Origin of the sequence: Gordonia terrae, assembly GCF_051789125.1 — a bacterium.
Classification (GTDB): Bacteria; Actinomycetota; Actinomycetes; order Mycobacteriales; family Mycobacteriaceae; genus Gordonia; species Gordonia terrae_A.
Genome location: NZ_CP196526.1, coordinates 3817284 through 3837346 on the forward strand (window position 1 = coordinate 3817284; position 20063 = coordinate 3837346).

Sequence of the window (20063 nt, forward strand, 5' to 3'; positions counted from 1 at the left end):
AGGTGACGACGCGTGGACATATTCCTGTGGGGCGTGGTGCCCTATGCGACGCTCGGACTGCTCATCGGTGGAACCATCTGGCGCTATCGCTACGACAAGTTCGGGTGGACGACGCGGTCGTCGGAGCTTTACGAGTCACGCCTGCTGCGGGTTGCCTCACCCCTGTTCCACTACGGCGTGCTCGTGGTGATCATCGGCCACGCGATCGGACTGCTGATCCCCGAGTCGTGGACCGAGGCCATCGGCGTCTCGGAGACCCTGTACCACTGGGGGGCGGGCGGATTCGGACTCCTCGCCGCAGTGGCGACGCTCGTCGGGGTCGGCATGCTGGTCTACCGTCGCCGCACGGTGGGGCCGGTGTTCATGGCGACCACGCGCAACGACAAGGCGATGTACCTCGTGCTGGTGAGCGCACTACTTGTCGGCACCTACATCACCCTGATCGGGACCCTCGATCCGCACGCCGAAGGGGTGAACTACCGCGAGACGGTGTCGCCGTGGTTCCGCTCGCTGTTCGTCCTGCAGCCCGACGTCTCGGCGATGGCCCAGGCGCCGTTGCGTTTCCACGTGCACATCCTGATCGGGATGCTGCTCTTCGCGATGGTGCCGTTCACCCGGTTGGTACACATCTTCACCGCACCTGTGCACTACCTGTTCCGTCCCTACATCGTGTACCGGAGTCGCGACCAGAGGTCGATGCCGGGCAATCAGCCGTACCGCCCCGGATGGGCGCCCGTCGGAGTGAAGGATCGTGATCGATGACCGCCGAGACCACCGCCACACCGCCCTCGGTCGCCGCCGGGCAGACCAAGAACCTCGTCCTGGCGACCGTGGCCTTCGCGGTCAGCTTCTGGGCCTGGAACCTCATCGGTCCGCTGGGGGTCGTCTACACCGATCAGCTCGATCTGAGCGCCACGCAGAAGTCGGTCCTCGTCGCCATCCCCATCCTGGTCGGCTCGCTGGGGCGGATACTCACCGGCGCGCTGACCGACCGGTTCGGCGGACGCCTGATGTTCACCGTGCTGCTCGTCGTGACCATCCCCTTCGTCCTGCTGGTCGCCGCCGCCGGGCACTTCGCCAGCTATGCGCTGCTCCTCGTGGCCGGGTTCTTCCTCGGTATCGGCGGGACGACCTTCGCGGTCGGCATCCCGTTCGTGAACGCCTGGTACGACAAGTCACGTCGCGGATTCGCGACCGGCGTCTTCGGCGCCGGCATGGGTGGAACGGCACTGTCGGCCTTCTTCACGCCGCGCTTCGTGTCGTGGTTCGGGTATGTCGCGACGCACGTCATCATCGCGGTCGCGCTGGCGGTGATCGCGCTGATCTGCTGGCTGTTCATGCGCGACTCACCCCGGTGGGCCGCATCTCATGACTCGGTGGTGCCCAAACTTGTCGGTGCGGCCAAATTGCCGATCACCTGGCAGCTCGGTTTCCTCTACGCAGCGGCATTCGGAGGCTTCGTCGCGTTCAGCACCTACCTGCCGACGTACCTCAAGGACGTGTACGACTTCGATCTGCAGGCAGCGGGTACTCGCACAGCGGGGTTCGCGATCGCCGCGGTCATCGCTCGCCCCCTCGGCGGCATCCTGTCCGACCGCTTCGGGCCGCGCATCATCACGGTCATCTCGTGCGGGGGTGCCGCGGTGCTCGCCGTCTGGATGATCACCAAGCCGCCGGTCGAGATACCGGCGGGCATCGATTTCGTGCTGATGGCCGTCTGCATGGGGCTCGGGTCGGGGTCGGTCTTCAGCTGGGTCGCCCAGGCTGCTCCCGCCGAACGGGTCGGTTCGGTCACCGGGATCGTGGGCGCTCTCGGTGGGCTCGGCGGGTTCTTCCCCCCGATGCTCATGGGCGCGACGTACGACTCGGCCACCCACAGCTACACGATCGGCCTGGCACTGTTGGCCGTCTTCGCGACCTGCGCGGCGCTGTTCACGGTGTTCGGCATCCGGAAGCGCGCCGACGCCTGACCGGAGCTCGGACACCCTCCTGTAGGTGTTGTGCCGCCAGACCTCTCGGTGTCGGGCTCTTGCCTGCGTGCCCGGGAATTGTCGGGACCCCGTGGTGTCATGGTCGCACCGTCGAACAAAGGAGCGATCCATGTCAGACCACGCTGCCGCGATCCGAGGTCTGCCCAGGTGGCATCCCAACCCCGTCATCCGCTCGACCATCGAGACCATCCGGCGTTGCGGATGGCAGGTCACCGCCATCGGCGAGGGCGTGCCCGAGTTCGACGAAGCGTCCACGGCCACACCGACCGAATGCTGTTTCTCCTACACCGCCGGCCTCTCGCTGCACTCGATACCCGAGCTGGCCGTCTACGGTCTCGATCCACTCACCGCCCACTACGTCCTGAACGAACTCGGCGACCTGCTGCATCGTGAGGACTGGCGCGATCTGGTCGCCCGGCGAGCCGACATCCGGCTACAGACGGTTGCGGTCACGGTCCGTCTGATCGAGCAGCTCGACGTCGACGAGCTCATCCTGGCGAACCTGTTGTTCCCGGACCAGCCGAAGCTGCAGGTGGTGTGGCCCGACGAGTACGGCCACCTGCCGTGGGAAGCCGACTACACCCTGCTCCCGATGCACCAGCCGGTGAAGGGTCTGCCCCAGCTCACCGACGCTGTCGTCGACGAGCCGCGGCTCCTCACCACCGAACCCGGACCCGACCGGACGAGACCCCGGAAGCAGCGTCGCATCTCGGGGCACTGAGCCGCGCGGGAGCCCTGTCCCGCCGGGGTTCCCGCGACACGGCTGTTGCCGTCGGAACCACACACCTGTTGCCACCGGCACGACACGCCTGTCGCCGTTGGCCCGGACAACGGGCGCTCGGGGTGCCACCATGGATGGTCGGGGGCTCGAACAGACCACGGGGGCATGAGGGAAGGCGGGTCGGGCGTGGCGTACCTCCCGGTCGTGGGTGCTGTCCTCGTCGTCCTCATTCTCGCCGGTGTCTTCGTCTCGTTCATCTACCGGCGCCCGCAGCGCGGACTGCTGGTGCTGGCCGCGCTCACGCCGCTCGACGGACTCCTCGACATCGTCCCGGTGCCGGGGATCGCCTCGGCGTGGAAAGAGGGCGTTCTCGCGCTGACGCTGATCTGTGCCGTCAACCGACGCGTTCGGCCCGCCGACCGGACCGACCCGCCCCTGCACATGCCGTGGTGGCCGGCGGCGGCGGTGCTGGTCGCCTTCGGTGTGGTGTCGGCGCTCTACGTCTACGGCCCCATCGGCCTGTACGGCGTCAAGGTGACCTTCTTCTACTTGTTCGTCGTCCTCGCCCTGTGGCTGACACCGTTCGACGCCCGCGATCGCGATCGGTTGGTGTCGATCATCATGGCGCTCGGGGTGATCACGACGCTCGTGGGGATCGGCCAGCAGCTCCTCGGTCCGGCACGGCTGGTGGAGCTCGGCTACACCTACGGCGAGCAGGTCCGATCGAGCGGCCCGTTGTTCCGGACGTTCAGCACTTTCAATCAGCCGTTCGGTTTCGGGCTGTTCGTGATGCTCGCACTCCTGGTCGGCGGGGCGGTCGCATTGTCCGACACCGGCCGCCGCCGCAATCAGTTGTTCCTCGCCTGCTGGCCGATCATGGCGGTCACGATGGCCACGTCGGTGGTCCGTGCAGCAATCCTCGGTCTGGCCGTCGGGGTGATCTGGCTGGCCGCGTTGCGGTTCCGCCGACTCATCGCCCCGCTCCTCGCACTCGGGGTGTTCGCCGTCGTGTCGTTGCCGTTCCTGCCGTCGAGCATCACCAAGGTGTTCTTCTCGTCGAGCAGCCTCAGCCAGCGCGGCTCGGGCTGGGGTGACATCTTCGCGAGCATCTGGGTGCACCCACTCGGGACCGGGCTCGCGTCGAGCGGCTCGGCCGCCGACGCGATGTCGGCGGCGCGCGGCGAGACGACACCGACCATCACCGCGGGCGCCGATGGCACGGTGCAGCAACTGTCCCGGAACTATCAACCGGACAACTACTACGTGAAGCTGCTGCTCGAGCTGGGGCCGATCGGGTTGTGGTTGTTCCTGGCACTGATCGTGACCGCGGTGATCTGGTGCGTGCAGTATTCGCGCCGCATGCCCGACCCGGATGGAGCCTTCGTCCTGGGTGTGAGTGCGTCGATGGTCGCGGCGATGGTGGCCTGCCTGGTGGCCACCTATTTCGAGATCTTCCCGCTCGACTTCTTCTTCTGGTTACTGTTGGGAGCTGCTGGATGCGCGACGGCACAACACGAATCACGTACGGTGCGCTTGCACTTCGTCCCGGAGGGAGCGGAGTCCAGACCTACATCCGCGAACTCCTGAGAGCGCTGCCGTCACATCTGACCGGCACACCTCTGTCGGCGGTGGTCCAGACCGATGCGGTGGACGAACTGCCGGAGGCGGTCACCCCGGTGGAGCGTCCCGTCGCCGACGGGGTCCGACGTGCGGTGTTCGGCGTCCTGCCCATGCGATCCGCGGGCGTGTTCCACGGTCTCGACGTCGATCTCCCGATCGCCGGGCCGTCGACGACGGTCGCGACGGTCCACGACCTGTCGGTGCTCGACATGCCCTCGGCGTCCAGCCGGTTCCGGGCCGCGGGCGAGTCGGTGCTCGTGCGTACGACACTCCGGCGCGCCGATGTCCTGATCGCGGTGTCGGAGTTCACCGCCGAACGCATTCGCGAGACCTGCGGTCGCGACGCCCACGTCACCGAACTCGCACCAGCCCCGTGGGCTCGTCCCCCGGCGAGCGCCGACGTCGAGCGTGTCCGCGCGAAATACGATCTCCCCGACCGGTTCATCATGCAGATCGGCACCGTCGAGCCGCGCAAGAACGTCGCTCTGGTCGCAGCGGTCGCACGGCGCCTCGACATCCCGTGCGTGCTCGGGGGTGCCGGGTCGAAAGGTCCTGACGCGCCGTCCTCGGCGGTGGGGCTCGGGTATGTCGACGTCGAGGATCTGCCCGCCTTGTACGCGGCGGCCACCGTCACCGCGTACGCCTCGTTCTACGAGGGATACGGGTTGCCGCCGGTGGAGGCGATGGCCAGCGGCGGCGCGGTCGTCGCGAGTGCCGTCGGCGCACTGCCCCAGGTGGTCGGCGACGGGGCGGTGCTGGTGTCCGGCCACGACGAGGACGACTGGGTCCGCGCGCTGGAACCTATCGTGCGCGACGCCGACCGACGACAGGCTCTCGTCGAGACCGGCGTCTCGGTCGCGGAGACGCTGACCTGGAAGACCACTGCCCGGCGGACGGTCGAGGCCTACCGGGCCTCGGGCATCGACATACCCGCCCCGGGGTCGCCGTGAGCCCTGACGTCACCGGCCCGCTGCCCTCCGACCTGCTCGTCGAACAGCAAGCTGTCGAGATGCAGGGCGTCGAGCAGCAGGGCGAGTCCGAGATAACTACGGGGACAACGACTTCCGACGGATCGGGCGCGCACCCGGCATCCGACGCCAGGGCTGCCGCGCGCGCGACGGCGGCGATGCTGGTGAGCCGCCTCGTCATCGCCGGTCTCGGGTGGGCGGGCAGCGTCATCATCGCCCGCACGCTCTCGCCCGAGGACTGGGGCACCTATTCGTTCGTCTTCGCGCTGTTGGGGCTCACCGCGATCTTCACCGATCTCGGGGTCGGTCGCGCGGTGATGGCACGCCTGATCTCCGACGATCCCGACGACGTGGCGAAGACGGCGTCGTCGTTCATCGCCCTCAGGGTCCTGCTCGGGTTCATCGGTTATCTCATCGCCGTGCTCTATGTGATCGTTCTGCAGTACCCGGGCGACGTCATCCGGGCGACCGTGATCGCCGGGCTCGTCGTCGTGTTCGCCACCCCGGGGCAGGCGCTGACGGTCATCTTCCAGAGCCGCCACCGACTGCTGCTGACCGCGATCGCCGAGAGTCTCGGCCAGGTCCTGCAGCTCGCCCTGACGATCGCCGCCGCACTCGCCGCCCCGGTGCTCCTGGTGTTCGTCCTCGCGCCGGTCGCCAACGAGATCTTCGCGCTCATCGTCAAGATCGTCGGCATCGCGCGCCGGTCCTCGGGCCTGCGGCCCTCACGCGTCGTCGAGTGGTCGCGCTGGAAACCGATGCTCACCGATGCCCTGCCGCTCGCGCTCGGTTTCGCGCTCACCATCGCCCTGCAGAAGATCGACGTCCTGCTGTTGAGCCTGCTCGACTCGCTCGACGCGGTCGGCATCTACAGCATCGGCTACAAATTCTCCGACATCATGGACACCCTCATCCTCGCCGCCGCCGGGCCGATCAGCACTCTGATGGTCGCGGCGTGGCCCGACAAGCCCGCCGAACTCCGCCAGCGATGCCGCACCGCCGCGATCGTCTTCGGCGCAGGCGGCGCCGTCGTCGTCGCCGCGTTCTGGCCCAGCGCCGCTCAGGTCATCGACCTGCTCTACGGAGAGCGTTTCGTGGTCGGTGCCGACGCCGCCCGGTTCCTCGTGCTCGGCGCGGCGATCATGGCCCTGGTGGTGCTGGGGATCTTCCTGCTCGCCGCCACCGGGCACGCGAGCCGGTATCCGTGGATAGCGATCGGCGGCCTCGCGCTGAATGTCGCCCTGAACGTGATCCTGATCCCGCGCTACTCCTACAACGGCGCGGCGGTGTCCACGGTCGTCACCTTCGCCGTCGCGGCGATCGCCCTGTGGGTCGTGGTCCGCCAGACACTGCCGGTCACCGGGCTGCTCCCGGTGGGCTCGCTGGCCGCGCTCATCCTGGTGACCGCCGCGGTGAGCGCAGCCGGGGTCTGGGCCGTGGACTCGGTGCCATGGCCGGTCGTCTCAGCCGTCGCCGCCCTGCTCGTCGCCGGTCCCGCAGTACTGCTCATCCGGGCGGCGACCTCGCCTCCCGGCCGACACGCGAAGGTGGTTCGATGACCGATCCCGCACAGCCGCGCACGATCGTCTTCGTCGCTCACACCGGGCAGGTCTCCGGGGCGGAAAAGGTCATGCTCGACCTGATCGGCGTCGCGATCGACCATGGTCACGCGGTACGGGTGGTCAGTCCCGACGGCCCACTGCCCACACGGTTGCCGCCGGGCGTCGACCACGTCACGATCCCACCACTCGGTCTGAGCGGCGAGCGCGGCCTGGCCCGCCTGGCCGGCGCCGGTCGACTCCTGGGCGCGTGGGTGCGGGCCGGCCGGATTCTGCGCCGCGCCACCCGGCAGCCCGGCACCTCGACGATCGTCAACTCGCTGTTCGCGCTTCCGGCAGCACGTGTCGCACGTCCGCCGGGCCGGATCTCATGGCTCGTGCACGACACCCTGTCGTCGGGCCGGCAACGGGCGGTGATCCGCATCGGCACCCCCGTCATCCGGCGTGCGGTCGCGGTGTCCGAGGCGACGGCCGCCCCGCTGCTCGAACTGGGGCTACCGGTCGTCGTCGCACACAACGGCGTCACCTGGCCGGTGCCCGCGCTGTCCACCGATCTCCACGATCCACGCGTCGTCGGAATCCTCGCGCTGCTCACCCCGTGGAAAGGGCACGCCGTGCTGCTCGACGCCGTCGCGGACGTACCCGGTGTCGAACTCGAATTCGCGGGTGGATCGTTTCCCGGCGACGCCGAACACGTTGCGGCACTGCACGAGCGAGCCGAACGCCCCGACCTGGCCGGGCGCGTCCGTTTCCTCGGCCACACCGATCTGCGCAGCGCCCTCGAGCGCTGGGATGTCGTCGTCTCGGCCAGTGTCACACCGGAAGCCGGGCCGCTGTCGGTCCTCGAGGCCATGGCCTACGGAAAGCCGGTCATCGGTACCGATCACGGCGGCACGACCGAATTCCTGCGTGATGGCGCCGGCATCCTGGTCCCCCCGTCGGACCCGGACGCACTGGCGACGGCCATCACCCGGATACTCGGCGACGACGACCTCCGACAGGCGCTGACCAGCGAAGCCCGACGTCGCATCGCCGACGGACACGACAAGTCGGTCACACTACCGCGTATGCTCGACGAGTTGCTGTCCAGCTGAGGAGAAACAGCGGCCGGACACTCTTCGCGCATTCTGCGCCCTCCCCCCAGTTAGGCAACCCATGACAAGGTCCCCGCACGCACGGCACCGGACGGTTCGATCCGCACTCGCGTACGCATGCATCGTCGTCGCCACCCTGACCACCGTCGTGCTGGTGCGCAACGACGCCCATGCAGCGCCCGCCGCATGCTCGCTCGCCGCCGGTGATCACAAGGTCGCGGCGTCGCCGGGCGCCTCCTTGCTGAGTGCATCCGACGCCGACCTCGATCGCGAGCTGTCGGTGGCCGAGGACCTCGGCATGTGGGCGGTCCGCATCGACGTCGACTGGTCGGTTGTGGAACCGCGCCGCGGCCAGCGCAACTGGGCGCCGATCGACCGGGTGGTGAACGCGGTCGTCGCACACGGCATGTGTCCGCTGGGTCTGGTGACCTACACCCCGCTGTGGGCGGCTCGGCCCGGCGACTTCCCGCGCAACAGCCACTACCGGCCCGCCGACCCGCAGGTCTTCGCCTCCTTCGCCGCCGCGGCCGCGCAACGCTACTCGCAGTCGATCGCGGTGTGGGAGATCTGGAACGAGCCGAACCTGGCGAACTACTGGCTGCCGCGGGCCAACTCGACCGAGTACGGACGACTCCTGACGGCGTCGTACTCCGCGATCAAGCGCGCGGTCCCGGGCACCGCGGTGATCTCCGGCGGCCTTGCCCCCGGCACCGACAACGGTCGCGACATCGCACCGCTGACCTTCGTGCGCAATCTCTATCAGAGCGGGTTCAACGACTCCCTGGACGCGCTCGGCGTGCATCCGTACACCTACCCGGCACTCCCGAACGATCCCGCCGCCGCGTCGTGGAGCACCGCGGCCCGCATGTGGGACATGCGGGACGTGATGGTGGCCGCCGGCGACGGTGACAAGTCGATCTGGATGACCGAGTTCGGCGCGCCCACCGGAACCGGGACCAACGCGGTCTCCGAAGAGGTACAGGCACAGAGCATCGCGATCGCCATGGGAGCCCAGAACGACGCGCCCTGGCTGGGCCCGCTGTTCGTGTACTCCCTGCGTGACGCGGGCACCGACCCGAACAACCTCGAGCACAATTTCGGTCTGGTGCGCCGCGACTGGTCGCCGAAGCAGGCGTACACGATGCTGGCGTCGCGGTGACCGCCGGGGCGTGATCGGCTCGCGCCACGCCAATCGTCGTCGACCACCATCGCGCGGGACGTTGGTTATGGTGGACTGAAAGTCGATCGAGCACTGCAATGTCCGGGGATGGTCGGGGGGGCATCCGACACCACAGGAGAGACGTGTGAGCTCCAGCCTCGATGCCGCCGGGCGGCGCGACGCGCCGCCCTCGATCGATCTGTTCGGCCACTTCCGCGACCTCGCTCGCGTTGCCGTCCCGGCGATCCTCATCGGCATCATCGTCGGCGCGTCCGTGTTCGCGTTGCGGAGCGCTCTCGTGCCGAAGGAATACTCCGCGACCGTGACCGCCGAGATCACCCCGGCCGGCACCATCATCCCGGGAGATGCCTTCGTAGAACAGCTGCGTGCGCCGTTCGTCGCCCTGTCGACCGACGAGAATGTGCTGCGACAGGTGCTCACCCAGGTGGACACGGGGTGGACCACCGGCGAGTTGAGTTCGCACGTCACCACCACGCCGGGCTCGGCGCCCACGATGATGGACTTCACCGCCACGGCACCGACGAGCGAGCAGGCCGAGGACGTGGCCCGAGCGATGGTCACGGCCATCTCGGCCGCCTCGTTGTCCAACCACGCGCGCGACATCACCCGGCAGATCGATCAGATGCGCGCGCAGGTGACCGCCGAACGCGTCCGCAACCGCGCCCTACCCGACCGCAGCGACGCCAAGGTCGAGTCCGACGCGACGCTCGCCGACCTCGACTCCCAGCTGACCCGTCTGCAGAACTCGTCCTCCGACACGCTCACGGTTCTCGCCGCACCGTCGGTGAGCGATGTGCCGGTGGCGCCCAATCCCACGCAGGAGGGCGCGGTGGCAGGTATCGCCGCGACCATCATCGCGGCCGAACTGCTCGTCCTGTTCCGTGGACGCCGGGGGCGCCGTCCGAACCCGATCTGGGCGCGGCGTGCCGCGCACCGATTCGGCGCCCAGCTCACCTACGGGAAACGCGGCGAGCCGGCGCTGCCGTCGACATTGCTGCCCGCGTTCGCCCAGCGTCATCGTCGCGCCCAGGTCGCACTGATCCTCACCGGAGAGAACGTCGACGTCCGCGGTCTTCTCGACGACCTCGTCCCCCCTCCCGGCGACACCGGAGGCGGACACCGCATGCGGGTGGTGCAGGCCGATCTCCGGGACGCCTGGTGGCAGCGCGTCGATCCCGCCGACCTCGCACTGGCCGTCGTCGTCCTCTCGTCGTCGGGGCGTGATCGGAAGGCGGCCGACGACGTGCTCTCGCAGCTCGCGGAAATCGGGTCGACGAGACATCTGATCGTGCTGCGTACGGGGAAGTCCTCAGCCGCGACCCCGCCGGAGAGCACGGACCCCGGACCCGGGCGGCCGGGACAGACCGGGTCAGCCCCGACCGCGGCGATCCCGACCGAGGCGATCCCGACCGAGGCGATCCCGACCGAGGCGATCCCGTCCCGGTCCCGCTCGAGCGCGACCGCCACCGACCCGAACGGCACCGACCCGACCGGCACCCAGTCCACCGATGTCCCGACAAGCGAGGCCTCCACGCACATGTCACGTTCGCCCGCGCACGACGACCCCGGTACCCCCCACCCCTCCGGCACCGTGGAGCCGACCGATTCCGGTCGCTTCCGGGCCGTGCCGGGCGAAGTGGACAGCAATGCCCGCTGATCACGTCGCCGTCGTCCACGAACGGCTCACCGAGATCGCGGGTTCCGAGCACGTCGTCGAGCAACTGGCCGCCACGTGGCCACGCGTCGAGGTCCACGCCCCGATCGCGCGTCCTGCCGGCATCCCGGCGGGCCTCGACGAGCCGCCGGTCACCTCGTCGCTCAACCGCATCTACCGCCTGCTCGGCGAAAAGACCTACGCGCCGCTGCTCCCGTTGATGCCGATGGCCTTCCGTCGGATGCCCCTGCGCGATGCCTCGGCCGTGGTCACCAGTCACCACGCCTTCGCCACCCAGGCGGTCCACGCCACCGATGCGCCGGTCATCGCCTACGTGCACAGTCCGGCCCGCTGGGCGTGGGACCCGTCGCTGCGCGCAGGCGAAGGCGGCGGGGCAGCAGGTGCCGCGATCCTCTCGGCGCTGTCGGTGGTGGCCCGTCGCTGCGAGGTCGAGGCGGCGCCGCGCCTGCACACGGTGGTCGCGAACTCGTCGGCGGTCGCCGACCGCATCCGCGAGCACTGGGACCGCGAGTCGGTCGTCGTGCACCCGCCGGTGGACCTCGACGGCTTCACTCCCGACCCGTCGGTGCCTCGCGAGGACTTTTATCTCCTCGCCGGGCGGCTGGTGCCGTACAAGCGCCCCGACCTCGCCATCGCGGCCGCCGCCCGCGCCGATGTGCGACTCGTGGTCGCCGGCGACGGCCGGGCAATGCAGCAATGTCGCGAACTCGCCGGCCCCAAGACGACATTCCTGGGCCGCGTACCGCACGACACCCTGCTGAACCTCCATCGCGGCGCGCGTGCGGTCCTGATGCCCGGCATCGAGGACTTCGGCATCGTGCCCGTCGAGGCGATGGCCACCGGGACCCCGGTGATCGCCCTCGGCGAGGGTGGCGCGCTGGACACGGTCATCCCGGGGTCCAGCGGCCTGCTCATCGAACCGGGAACCGACGACGAGATCATCGAGCGACTCGCCGCCGCGCTGCGGCAGTTCGATGCCGACGACTACGACCGGTCCGAGATCCGCGCCTGGGCCGAACGGTTCCGGCGCGACCGGTTCCGGGACGAGATGCGGGAGGTCGTCGATGCCGCGCGCTGACTCCTCCACCACCCGGGGACGCGCTCGTGCGTCGGTTCTGGACCGGGCGCTGTCGACCTCGCGCACGATCTCGGTGACCGGTCCGATGGCGCCGCTGGATCTCGACCTCATCCGCACACGGTTGACGCAGGCGTGCACGCCGACGTCTCGGCTCACCCTCGTCCCGGACCCGGCGTCGAAGACCTGGGCACACGACGTCACCACCGCACCGGAAGTCTGTGACCGACCCGATCTCGCCGACCTGCCCGTCGGGGAGATCATGACCCGCCTGCGCAACCGCCCGGACCCGTTGCCCCGACTGGAGGTGCTGGTGTGCGGGCACTGGCTGGTCATCGATCACACGCACGGCATGGGTGACGGCCGCCTCGGCATCGAGCAGATCGCGGGCGTGGCCAGTCGTCATGACTTCCCGATGACCGAGCGGTTCGAACGTTCACTGCCGGCCGACGCGGCCTGGCAGGCCTTTCGCCGGCACGTCCTCCGCCATCCCCGCCGACTCCGCGACATCATGCGTCTGCGATCGGCGAATGCAGCCGCACCCGCGGGTCACCCCGGGCGCAGCATCACCGACTGGCGCTCGTCACGGTGCGCCGTCACCGCCGCGATGCGGCCCGGTCAGACCGCCGAACTGAAGCGGGCCATCGCCGACACCGGTGTCCGCATGTCGTCGGCCGCGGTGACCGTGGCCCTGTGGCGCACCGCGCTGGCGGCACAGAGCGTCGCACTCGACGAGCGGACCCAGATCCTCTTCGACTGCCGACGCTATCTCGACGCCGACCACGCCGAGGATCACGGCAACTTCGCCGTCGGCATCCCGCTGCAGTTCCCTGCCGGTGCGACCCCGATGGAGATCGGCGACCGCATCCGAGCCGTCGCGGAATCCGGATGGCCGGCCGCGGTCCTCGCTGCGGGCGAGCTACGAGAACGCGTGCGCCCGTCGAAGCCGTCTTCGGACCCCCGAGCGGAGCCGGACCAGATCGAGGTGCCCGACAAGTTGCGACTGTCGGTCAGTGATCTGGGCCGGATCGCGATCTTCGGCGACATCCCCTGGGAGCCCGCGTCGGCATCACATCACCTCTTCGCCTATGTCGAGCCCGACGGCCCGGATGCGGCCAGCATGCTCGTGAGCGAGATCGACGGCTCGCGGAGCTTCACCACGACGTTCTGCAGCGACTTCGTCGGGCGGCCGGTCATCGAGGCGGCTCTGGATCACCTCTGTGAAGACCCGGTGTCCCTGCTGAATCAGGTGCTCACGCGGTCATGAGGGTGTCGTCGCGGCACCGTGCGCGCTCTGCCTCCGTGCTCGTGACAGTGCTCGTCGTGGCCGCCCTGATCACGAGCGCGTGCTCGTCCCCTGGTGCCTCGAGTTCAGATGCCGCTCCGGACACGACGGTGCCCACGGGAGCGTCCGCCGGCGATCTGGTCGGCTCCCCGATCCCGACCGAGGCCTACATCTCGCTGCGACGGATCGCCGACCGAACCGTGCGTTTCCGTTATCTGTCCACCGATGCCGTCACCGGCGACCTCACGCCGGTCTCGGCCGCGGCGTTCGTCCCCCGCGGTCGCCCGCCCGCAGGCGGGTGGCAGGTCCTGGCGGTGGGGCACCCGACGACCGGCACCGCGGGCAACTGCGCTCCCTCCCTCTACGGGAACCTGCTGGGCACCGTCAGTCTCGTCGCCTCGATGCTGGAGTTGGGATTCGTCGTCGTGCAGACCGACTACCAGGGCCTCGGCACGCCGGGGCGCCATCGGTACCTCGACCCGGCGCCTGCCGCGTACGACATCATCGACTCGGTCCGCGCGACCCGGAGAGTCATCGACGACACGAGCGACCAGTGGTGGGGATTCGGGGTCTCGCAGGGCGGCCACGCGGTGTTCCACGCCAACGAGATCGCCGGTACCTACGGCCGTGGCCTGCGCCTGCGCGGAACGGTGAGCATGAGTCCCGCGCTCGACGTCGCACCGCTGGCCGATGCGATGAACGCCGGAACTCTCACGAAACAACAGATCGCATTTCTCCCGCTGGTGCTCACGGGCTTGCAGACCATCCATCCCGAACTCGTCATCGACGACTACGTGCGCGGGCCGTTGCGCGAGGCCTTCGGCGTCTTCCTCGAGTGCGAAGACGTGGCACTGGTGCAGAAGCAGGCCGTCGTCGAGGCGACCCGGCCCGAGGACTACCGGCCCGTCGACGCCGCGGCCACCGACAGGTTGCGGACGTGGCTCCGCGAGGTGAGTCTCCCGCAGGGTCGGGCGTCGGCGCCGATGCTGATCGCCTACAGCGACGGAGACGAGGTCATCCCGGCGCCGTGGACGGCGAAGGCCATCGACCAGGCCTGCCGCCGAGGTGATGTAATCACTTCGATCCGGGTCCGCAACCAGCCGCACGGCATACTCGACATCGGCTCCGCGGCAACCGACTGGGTGGCCGCCGTCAGATCAGGGCAGCGCACGCCCGACACCTGCGCATGAATCTCGTGCGTTGTCCGGGCCGAGCCCCCGGGGCAGCGAGAGGAGTTGACGATGAGTTCGAACACCGAGGATGGTGACGCGATGGCCGGCGCCGACCCCCGCTCGCCGGACGCGGAAGCCCCAGCGCACGACGCCGAACAGCTCGCCGCGTTCTTCGAGATGTCCCCCGAGGCCGGCCTGCACGCAGTACTCGAAGCCGTCCGCGGACGCAATCCCGACGTCGAGATCGCGCTCCGGGCGATCCTGGCCGATCCGGCGCGCATGCGCGCCCTGAAGGACAGCGGACTGCTCGACGACCCGCCGACGCACAGTCTCGACGAGACCATCCGGCTCACCATCGACGCCGTCGGCGTCCCGCACGTGGCGGTCAACGTCATCACGCCGGAGGAGCAGGCAACGGCGGCCATCGCGTTCCGCTCGGGCGAACCCGAGGGTCCCAGCACCAGGGCCCTGGTCAATTCCCTGTGCGTCCTCCCCGTCGTCAGCGGCTCGCCGCTGATCATCGACGACATCGCCGACCACGCCTTGCTCGCCGACCATCCGACCGCGACCAGCGGCGAGGTCACCGCATACCTGGGCATCCCGCTCGCCGACGACGACGGTCATGTGATCGGCACGTTCTGTGCCTGGGACTCCGAGCCGCACCATTGGTCCTCCGCGGAGGTTCAGCTGATGTCCGATCTCTCGGTCCTGGTCCGGGAACTCATCTTCGGCCGTTGAGACCGGAGGACGTGCTCGTTACGGGACCGTGAACACTCCGGTTCCCAACACGTACCCGGTAGGCGCACATGAGGTGGCGGGTGCACCTACAATCGGCGGAAGCGGGGGGCCGTTTCGCGGATGGAGTGGACTTGTCGACCCGTGTATCGCAGGCCGAGAAACCAACGACTACGACGCGTGTTCAGCTGCCCGCGACGCCCGACACCAGACGGGGTTTCGACCAACTGATCCGTGACGATCCCCTGAGCACGCTCGTCACCGTGTCCATCGACGTGCTGTCGGCGTCGATCGCGGTGGCCATGGGTCTCTGGTGGACCACGAGTGGCAATGGAGCCCACCCGCCGCTGTGGACCCTCGTCCTGTACCTACCGATCCTGGTGGTCATCTTCGCCTTGCGCGGGGTGTACCGGCGCGGTCTGAACCGCCGATTCCTCGACGAGGTCGGCAAGGTCATGACCGGCTGCACGATCGCAGCGATGATCCTCCTGTGCTCCCTGCTGCTGTCGTTCTCCGACGACCGGCCCGGTGCCGCGGTGACCAAGGTGTGGGTGTCGGCGCTGTTCTGGGTGCCGTTCGGACGGTTGTTGCGCGACAACATCCAACGAAGCCTTCGTAAACACGGCCACCTCCTGTCGCCCACCCTGATCATCGGCGACGGACCGGTGACCGCCCAGGTCGTCGGCCGGATGGTCTCCGCCCCCGAGCACGGTCTCCGGCCGGTGGGTGTCCTGGCCGCCGGTGCCCCGCCCCGCTCGGATCGCGACGATGGTCCGTCCAACAAGATCGATCAGCTCGGCGGGGTCGACGACCTGGACGAGGCCATCCGCGCGACCAACGCCGAGATCCTGGTCATCGCCTTCGCGGTGACCAACGTCGAACGGTTGACCGCGGCGGTCCGCATCGCCCACCGGCACGGCGTCAAGGTCTGGATCGTGCCGCGCATGTTCGACGTCATCGGCCGACGCAGCCGCGTCGACCACATCGGCGGACTCCCCCTGATGTCCGTCCCGCACACCAATCCGCGCGGGTGGCAGTTCCGCACCAAGCACATCACCGACCGGATCATCGCGGCGTTGATCCTCACGGCGATCTCGCCGCTGTTCCTGACCCTGATGCTGCTCGTGCGCCTCAGCTCGCCGGGGCCGATCTTCTTCGCGCAGCCCCGGGTCGGCCGCAACGCGCGCGTCTTCGACTGCCTCAAGTTCCGCTCGATGCGGCCCGAGGATCCCGAGGCGGAGAAGTTCCGGCCCACCGACGGCAGCGCACCGGGTGGCGTCGAGGGCGTCGACCGGCGCACCAAGATCGGCAAGATCATGCGCTCGACGTCGATGGACGAACTGCCTCAGCTGCTCAACGTGCTCCGCGGCGACATGAGTCTCGTCGGTCCCCGGCCCGAGCGACCCGAGTACGTCTCGCTGTTCGAGGTCCAGATCCGCCGCTACGGCGAACGTCATCGCGTCAAGGCCGGCGTCACCGGATGGGCCCAGGTGCACGGACTGCGCGGACAGACGTCGATCGCCGACCGCGCCGAATGGGACAACTACTACATCGAGAACTGGTCGCTCTGGCTCGACATCAAGATCCTGTTGCTCACCGTGCTGGCGGTGTTGAAGAAGGCCGAGTGAGCATCGCGCCCGGACGGCTGCCTGAGGTGCGAGGAGCGCAGGAGTCGAGCATCGAGGGACCCGCGACCGACAGACTTCAACTCGACCGATGGACTTCGATCGAAGTCCAGCAGTCGAAGTGAAGTCTGCCGGTCAAGACCGGCGAAGGCGACGCCATTCGAATCCTCAGGGAAACGGACGCCGCGTGTCGTACGCGGCGCGGTAGGGCACCCGACCACGGTCGTCGCGGACGGTGATGATCACCGTGCGGACGATGACGACGAGCAGGACGATGCCGCTCACGATCGCGAGAAGTGCTGCGGTCACGACGACCCCCCTGTGCTCGAAAACGTTGCGCCGGAACCTGTTCGACCGACGCACGCGTGCGGGTGGATGCGGATGGCGCATCCGTGGACCCTGTGCTCGCCCATGGTCGCGCGCGGGTCGGTGTGTGCGCCACTGATTTATCGTCGACGCCGTGTGGGCACCGCCCGTGGCCGTCCCCGCCTCGCATCCCGGACGTCGGCCGTCGGCGTTGGCACAATGGACCCGTGCTCACGCTGACCGCCGGAGAGAACCGCCCACTGCCCTCGCCGGCCGTGACCGTCTCGGTGCGCTCGGTGTCGCCGGTCAACACCTCGGCGATCCTGCTGACCGACGCCGGGCGGGTCCGCTCCGATGCCGACCTCGTCTTCTACAACCAGCCTTCGGGCCCGGGCGTCTCCTATCGTTCGGCCGGCGACGCCGACATCGTCTCCGTCGACACGACCGCTCTGCCGCGCGAGATCACGACGGTGGTCATCGCGGCCAGCCTGGACGGGACGGGCCCCACCGGTTTCGCCACCGCGGGCGCGCTCACGTCGACGCTCACCGGCGGCGGCGAAGAACTCACGTTCACCCCCACCGGCCTCACCACCGAGGCCGCCGTCGTCTGCCTGGAGATCTATCGCCGCAACGATCTGTGGAAGGTCCGCGCCGTCGGCCAGGGGTACGACTCTGGTTTGGCGGGGCTGGCCACCGCGTTCGGCATCGAGGTCGACGACGATCCGGTCCCCGCACCCGCGCCCGGGCAGCCCCCGCGCATGACCGACCCGCAGCCGTGGCCTCCCGCTCCGGCGACTCCGCAGATCCCACCCGAGCACACTTCACCACCCCCACACACGCCCCCGCCACCGCCGCCCGCCCCGCCGCGGCCACCGGTCACCACCCAACCCCAGGGAGTTCCCATGCACAGCGATCTCTTCGCCCCGTCGCACGCCGAGGTCACCGGGCAGGGCATCCAGAAGCAGGGCAGCAAGATGTGCCGGGTGGGATTGTCCGGCGAGGTGATGGCCCGCACCGGTTCGATGGTCGCCTACCAGGGCGACCTGCGGTTCGAGGCCCTGGGATCCGGCGGCCTCGGGCGAATGATGCGGCAGGCCATGACCGGTGAAGGGGTCCCGCTGATGAAGGTCACCGGCCGCGGCGACCTGTTCCTCGCCAACGCCGCCTCGGACGTCCACCTCATCGATCTAGACGGCAGCGACGGCCTGACGATCAACGGCGCCAACGTGCTCGCCTTCGACTCCTCGCTGTCCTACGACATCGCCCGCGTCCAGGGCGCCGGCGCGATGAGCAACGCCGGACTGTTCAACTGCGTCTTCACCGGCCGGGGCCGCATCGCGATCACCACCGACGGCACCCCGGTCGTCCTCAACGTCGACGCCGCGACCTACGCCGATCCGCAGGCCGCGGTCGCGTGGTCGTCGAGCCTGCGCACGTCGGTGAAATCCAACGACTCGTTCAACCTCGGCACGCTCATGGGCCGTAGCACCGGCGAGCGCTTCACCCTCGCCTTCTCCGGACAGGGCTTCGTCGTCGTGCAACCGTCCGAGCTCCCGCCGGGCGGTTTCATCGGTGGGACGGGCGGCGGTGGCGCGGCCGGTTCCGGTGCGGGCGGTGTCCTGGGTGGCATCCTCGGTCGCTGACCCACCCGCCTGATTTCGTAGCGAAAACCGGTGCCATGAGCCAACTTTCGCTACGAAATCGCGGGGGCGGGTATCGTCGGCGCCATGCCTGAAGCATCAGCGACCGTCCTCGTCCAGCAGCCCGTCGCCATCGTGTGGGAGTACTGCCTGATCCCCGACCACGTCGCAGCACTGACTCCCGGCGTCGTCCGCGTCGAACGGGTCACCGACGGGCCGGTCTCGGTGGGAACCGTCTGGCGCGGCCAGATGAAGGGCCTCGGCCGCGCGGTCGACTGGACCGGCGAGTTCACGAGGGTCGATGAGCACGCGGCCACCGAGTTCACGTCCACCGAGTCACCGCTCGAGTTCGGCATCTCCGCGACCTTCGAGGAGGTTCGCCGCGGCGTCGAACTCACCTATCGAATCCGCAACGCGGGGATGGGCGGTGCCGTCGGCAAGGTCGCCGACGCGCTCGCGATCCGGGCCTACCAGCGATCACTCGCCGCCAACGCGAAGAAGCTGCCGCGTCTCGTGGACGACTGGGCCACGACCCGCTGACAGCAACAGCCCCACCTCGCGTGAGCGAGGTGGGACTGTCGCTGTTTGGCGAATCGGTAGCAGTAATGCGCGCTATGAGCGCATTGTCGCTACGAAATCCGAGGGTGACAGGTCACCAGCTGGACTTCTGCACACCCGGCAGCTCGCCGGCGTGAGCCATCTCGCGCAGGCAGATACGGCACAGGCCGAACTTGCGGAACACCGAGTGCGGACGACCGCACTTGTTGCAGCGCGTGTAGGCCCGCACGGCGAACTTGGGCTTCTTGTTGGCCTTGTTGACCAGAGCCTTCTTTGCCATCAGTTGTCCTTAACGTTGTTGTCCTTGAACGGGAAGCCCAGGGCACGCAGCAGCGCGCGGCCTTCCTCGTCCGTGGTGGCCGACGTCACGACGGTGATGTCCATACCGCGGGGCCGGTCGATGTTGTCGATGTTGATCTCGTGGAACATCGACTGCTCGTTCAGACCGAACGTGTAGTTGCCGTTGCCGTCGAACTGCTGGTCCGACAGGCCGCGGAAGTCGCGGATACGCGGGAGAGCGATGGACACGAGGCGGTCCAGGAACTCCCACATACGGTCGCCACGCAGCGTGACGCGCGCACCGATCGGCATGCCCTCACGCAGCTTGAACTGCGCGATCGACTTGCGGGCGCGACGGATCTCCGGCTTCTGACCGGTGATCTTGGCCAGGTCCTCGACGGCGCCGTTGATCAGCTTCGCGTCACGGGCGGCGTCGCCGACACCCATGTTCACGACGACCTTCACGACGCCGGGGATCAGCATCACGTTGGCGTAATCGAACTCTTTGTTCAGCGTGTCCTTGATTTCCTCGCGGTAGCGAGTCTTCAGGCGCGGCTGGATCTTCTCAGAGGTGGTCATG

The 20063-nt window shown here is 68.8% G+C and carries 19 protein-coding genes; 16 read left to right on the forward strand and 3 right to left on the reverse strand.

All coding sequences use genetic code 11. From position 1 onward, the window contains the following. The first annotated feature begins 12 nt into the window (after positions 1-12). The 14 genes from narI (at position 13) to ACSUZC_RS17515 (ending at position 16703) form a co-directional block, all read left to right on the forward strand. Complete coding sequence (gene narI, locus ACSUZC_RS17450; protein WP_439029743.1) at positions 13-762, forward strand: respiratory nitrate reductase subunit gamma; 750 nt, start codon at positions 13-15, stop codon at positions 760-762. Beyond that, complete coding sequence (locus ACSUZC_RS17455) at positions 759-1970, forward strand: nitrate/nitrite transporter (RefSeq protein ID WP_439029744.1); 1212 nt, start codon at positions 759-761, stop codon at positions 1968-1970. The genes narI and ACSUZC_RS17455 overlap by 4 nt, the downstream gene beginning before the upstream one ends. A gap of 130 nt (positions 1971-2100) precedes the next feature. Further along, entirely contained in the window at positions 2101-2712 is a 612-nt protein-coding gene (locus ACSUZC_RS17460) for a DUF4262 domain-containing protein (RefSeq protein ID WP_439029745.1), read from the forward strand. 186 nt (positions 2713-2898) lie between these two features. Next, positions 2899-4299: an O-antigen ligase family protein gene (locus tag ACSUZC_RS17465; protein WP_439029746.1), complete on the forward strand. Its 1401-nt coding sequence runs from the start codon at positions 2899-2901 to the stop codon at positions 4297-4299. A 32-nt stretch (positions 4300-4331) separates the two neighbouring features. Further along, entirely contained in the window at positions 4332-5282 is a 951-nt protein-coding gene (locus ACSUZC_RS17470; protein WP_439033162.1) for a glycosyltransferase family 4 protein, read from the forward strand. Next, positions 5279-6859, forward strand: coding sequence for an oligosaccharide flippase family protein (locus ACSUZC_RS17475; protein ID WP_439029747.1), 1581 nt, complete (start codon positions 5279-5281; stop codon positions 6857-6859). The genes ACSUZC_RS17470 and ACSUZC_RS17475 overlap by 4 nt, the downstream gene beginning before the upstream one ends. Then, complete coding sequence (locus tag ACSUZC_RS17480) at positions 6856-7953, forward strand: glycosyltransferase family 4 protein (protein WP_439029748.1); 1098 nt, start codon at positions 6856-6858, stop codon at positions 7951-7953. The genes ACSUZC_RS17475 and ACSUZC_RS17480 overlap by 4 nt, the downstream gene beginning before the upstream one ends. Before the next feature lie 61 nt (positions 7954-8014). Further along, complete coding sequence (locus ACSUZC_RS17485; protein WP_439029749.1) at positions 8015-9112, forward strand: beta-xylosidase; 1098 nt, start codon at positions 8015-8017, stop codon at positions 9110-9112. A gap of 145 nt (positions 9113-9257) precedes the next feature. Next, positions 9258-10790 carry a hypothetical protein gene (locus ACSUZC_RS17490; protein ID WP_439029750.1) on the forward strand — a complete coding sequence of 511 codons (1533 nt, stop codon included), beginning with the start codon at positions 9258-9260 and terminating at the stop codon, positions 10788-10790. After that, positions 10780-11886, forward strand: a complete 1107-nt coding sequence (locus ACSUZC_RS17495) for a glycosyltransferase (RefSeq protein WP_439029751.1) — start codon at positions 10780-10782, stop codon at positions 11884-11886. The genes ACSUZC_RS17490 and ACSUZC_RS17495 overlap by 11 nt, the downstream gene beginning before the upstream one ends. Continuing rightward, complete coding sequence (locus tag ACSUZC_RS17500; protein WP_439029752.1) at positions 11873-13150, forward strand: hypothetical protein; 1278 nt, start codon at positions 11873-11875, stop codon at positions 13148-13150. The genes ACSUZC_RS17495 and ACSUZC_RS17500 overlap by 14 nt, the downstream gene beginning before the upstream one ends. A gap of 56 nt (positions 13151-13206) precedes the next feature. Continuing rightward, positions 13207-14358 (forward strand): lipase family protein, encoded by a 1152-nt coding sequence (locus ACSUZC_RS17505; RefSeq protein WP_439029753.1) that lies wholly within the window; start codon positions 13207-13209, stop codon positions 14356-14358. A 51-nt stretch (positions 14359-14409) separates the two neighbouring features. After that, the gene (locus ACSUZC_RS17510) at positions 14410-15078 is read left to right on the forward strand and encodes a GAF domain-containing protein (protein ID WP_439029754.1); all 669 of its coding nucleotides are present in this window, start codon (positions 14410-14412) and stop codon (positions 15076-15078) included. A 131-nt stretch (positions 15079-15209) separates the two neighbouring features. Then, entirely contained in the window at positions 15210-16703 is a 1494-nt protein-coding gene (locus tag ACSUZC_RS17515; protein WP_439029755.1) for a sugar transferase, read from the forward strand. Between the two features lie 165 nt (positions 16704-16868). Here the strand turns inward: ACSUZC_RS17515 and ACSUZC_RS17520 are convergent, their stop codons facing one another. Next, positions 16869-17009, reverse strand: coding sequence for a hypothetical protein (locus tag ACSUZC_RS17520; protein WP_439029756.1), 141 nt, complete (start codon positions 17007-17009; stop codon positions 16869-16871). Between the two features lie 224 nt (positions 17010-17233). Here ACSUZC_RS17520 and ACSUZC_RS17525 point away from each other — a divergent pair, with 224 nt between their 5' ends. Together ACSUZC_RS17525 and ACSUZC_RS17530 are read left to right on the forward strand one after the other, a co-directional pair. Continuing rightward, positions 17234-18649 carry an AIM24 family protein gene (locus ACSUZC_RS17525; RefSeq protein ID WP_439029757.1) on the forward strand — a complete coding sequence of 472 codons (1416 nt, stop codon included), beginning with the start codon at positions 17234-17236 and terminating at the stop codon, positions 18647-18649. Positions 18650-18733: 84 nt separating this feature from the next. Beyond that, positions 18734-19186 (forward strand): SRPBCC family protein, encoded by a 453-nt coding sequence (locus ACSUZC_RS17530; protein WP_439029758.1) that lies wholly within the window; start codon positions 18734-18736, stop codon positions 19184-19186. Positions 19187-19298: 112 nt separating this feature from the next. Here ACSUZC_RS17530 and ACSUZC_RS17535 read toward each other — a convergent pair whose 3' ends face one another. Both ACSUZC_RS17535 and rplE read right to left on the reverse strand, forming a co-directional pair. Then, on the reverse strand, positions 19299-19484 hold the full coding sequence (locus tag ACSUZC_RS17535; protein WP_232718887.1) for a type Z 30S ribosomal protein S14: 186 nt from the start codon (positions 19482-19484) through the stop codon (positions 19299-19301). Next, positions 19484-20062, reverse strand: a complete 579-nt coding sequence (gene rplE / locus ACSUZC_RS17540) for a 50S ribosomal protein L5 (RefSeq protein WP_439029759.1) — start codon at positions 20060-20062, stop codon at positions 19484-19486. The genes ACSUZC_RS17535 and rplE overlap by 1 nt, the downstream gene beginning before the upstream one ends. Position 20063 lies beyond the last annotated feature (1 nt).

What these genes read in the sequence shown, in the direction of transcription:
- ACSUZC_RS17455 (WP_439029744.1), top strand. Translation starts at nt 759, where the DNA reads ATGACCGCCGAGACCACCGCCACACCGCCCTCGGTCGCCGCCGGGCAG.
- ACSUZC_RS17460 (WP_439029745.1), top strand. Translation starts at nt 2,101, where the DNA reads ATGTCAGACCACGCTGCCGCGATCCGAGGTCTGCCCAGGTGGCATCCC.
- ACSUZC_RS17480 (WP_439029748.1), top strand. Translation starts at nt 6,856, where the DNA reads ATGACCGATCCCGCACAGCCGCGCACGATCGTCTTCGTCGCTCACACC.
- ACSUZC_RS17485 (WP_439029749.1), top strand. Translation starts at nt 8,015, where the DNA reads ATGACAAGGTCCCCGCACGCACGGCACCGGACGGTTCGATCCGCACTC.
- ACSUZC_RS17495 (WP_439029751.1), top strand. Translation starts at nt 10,780, where the DNA reads ATGCCCGCTGATCACGTCGCCGTCGTCCACGAACGGCTCACCGAGATC.
- ACSUZC_RS17500 (WP_439029752.1), top strand. Translation starts at nt 11,873, where the DNA reads ATGCCGCGCGCTGACTCCTCCACCACCCGGGGACGCGCTCGTGCGTCG.
- ACSUZC_RS17510 (WP_439029754.1), top strand. Translation starts at nt 14,410, where the DNA reads ATGAGTTCGAACACCGAGGATGGTGACGCGATGGCCGGCGCCGACCCC.
- ACSUZC_RS17530 (WP_439029758.1), top strand. Translation starts at nt 18,734, where the DNA reads ATGCCTGAAGCATCAGCGACCGTCCTCGTCCAGCAGCCCGTCGCCATC.
- ACSUZC_RS17535 (WP_232718887.1), bottom strand. Translation starts at nt 19,484, where the DNA reads ATGGCAAAGAAGGCTCTGGTCAACAAGGCCAACAAGAAGCCCAAGTTC.
- rplE (WP_439029759.1), bottom strand. Translation starts at nt 20,062, where the DNA reads ATGACCACCTCTGAGAAGATCCAGCCGCGCCTGAAGACTCGCTACCGC.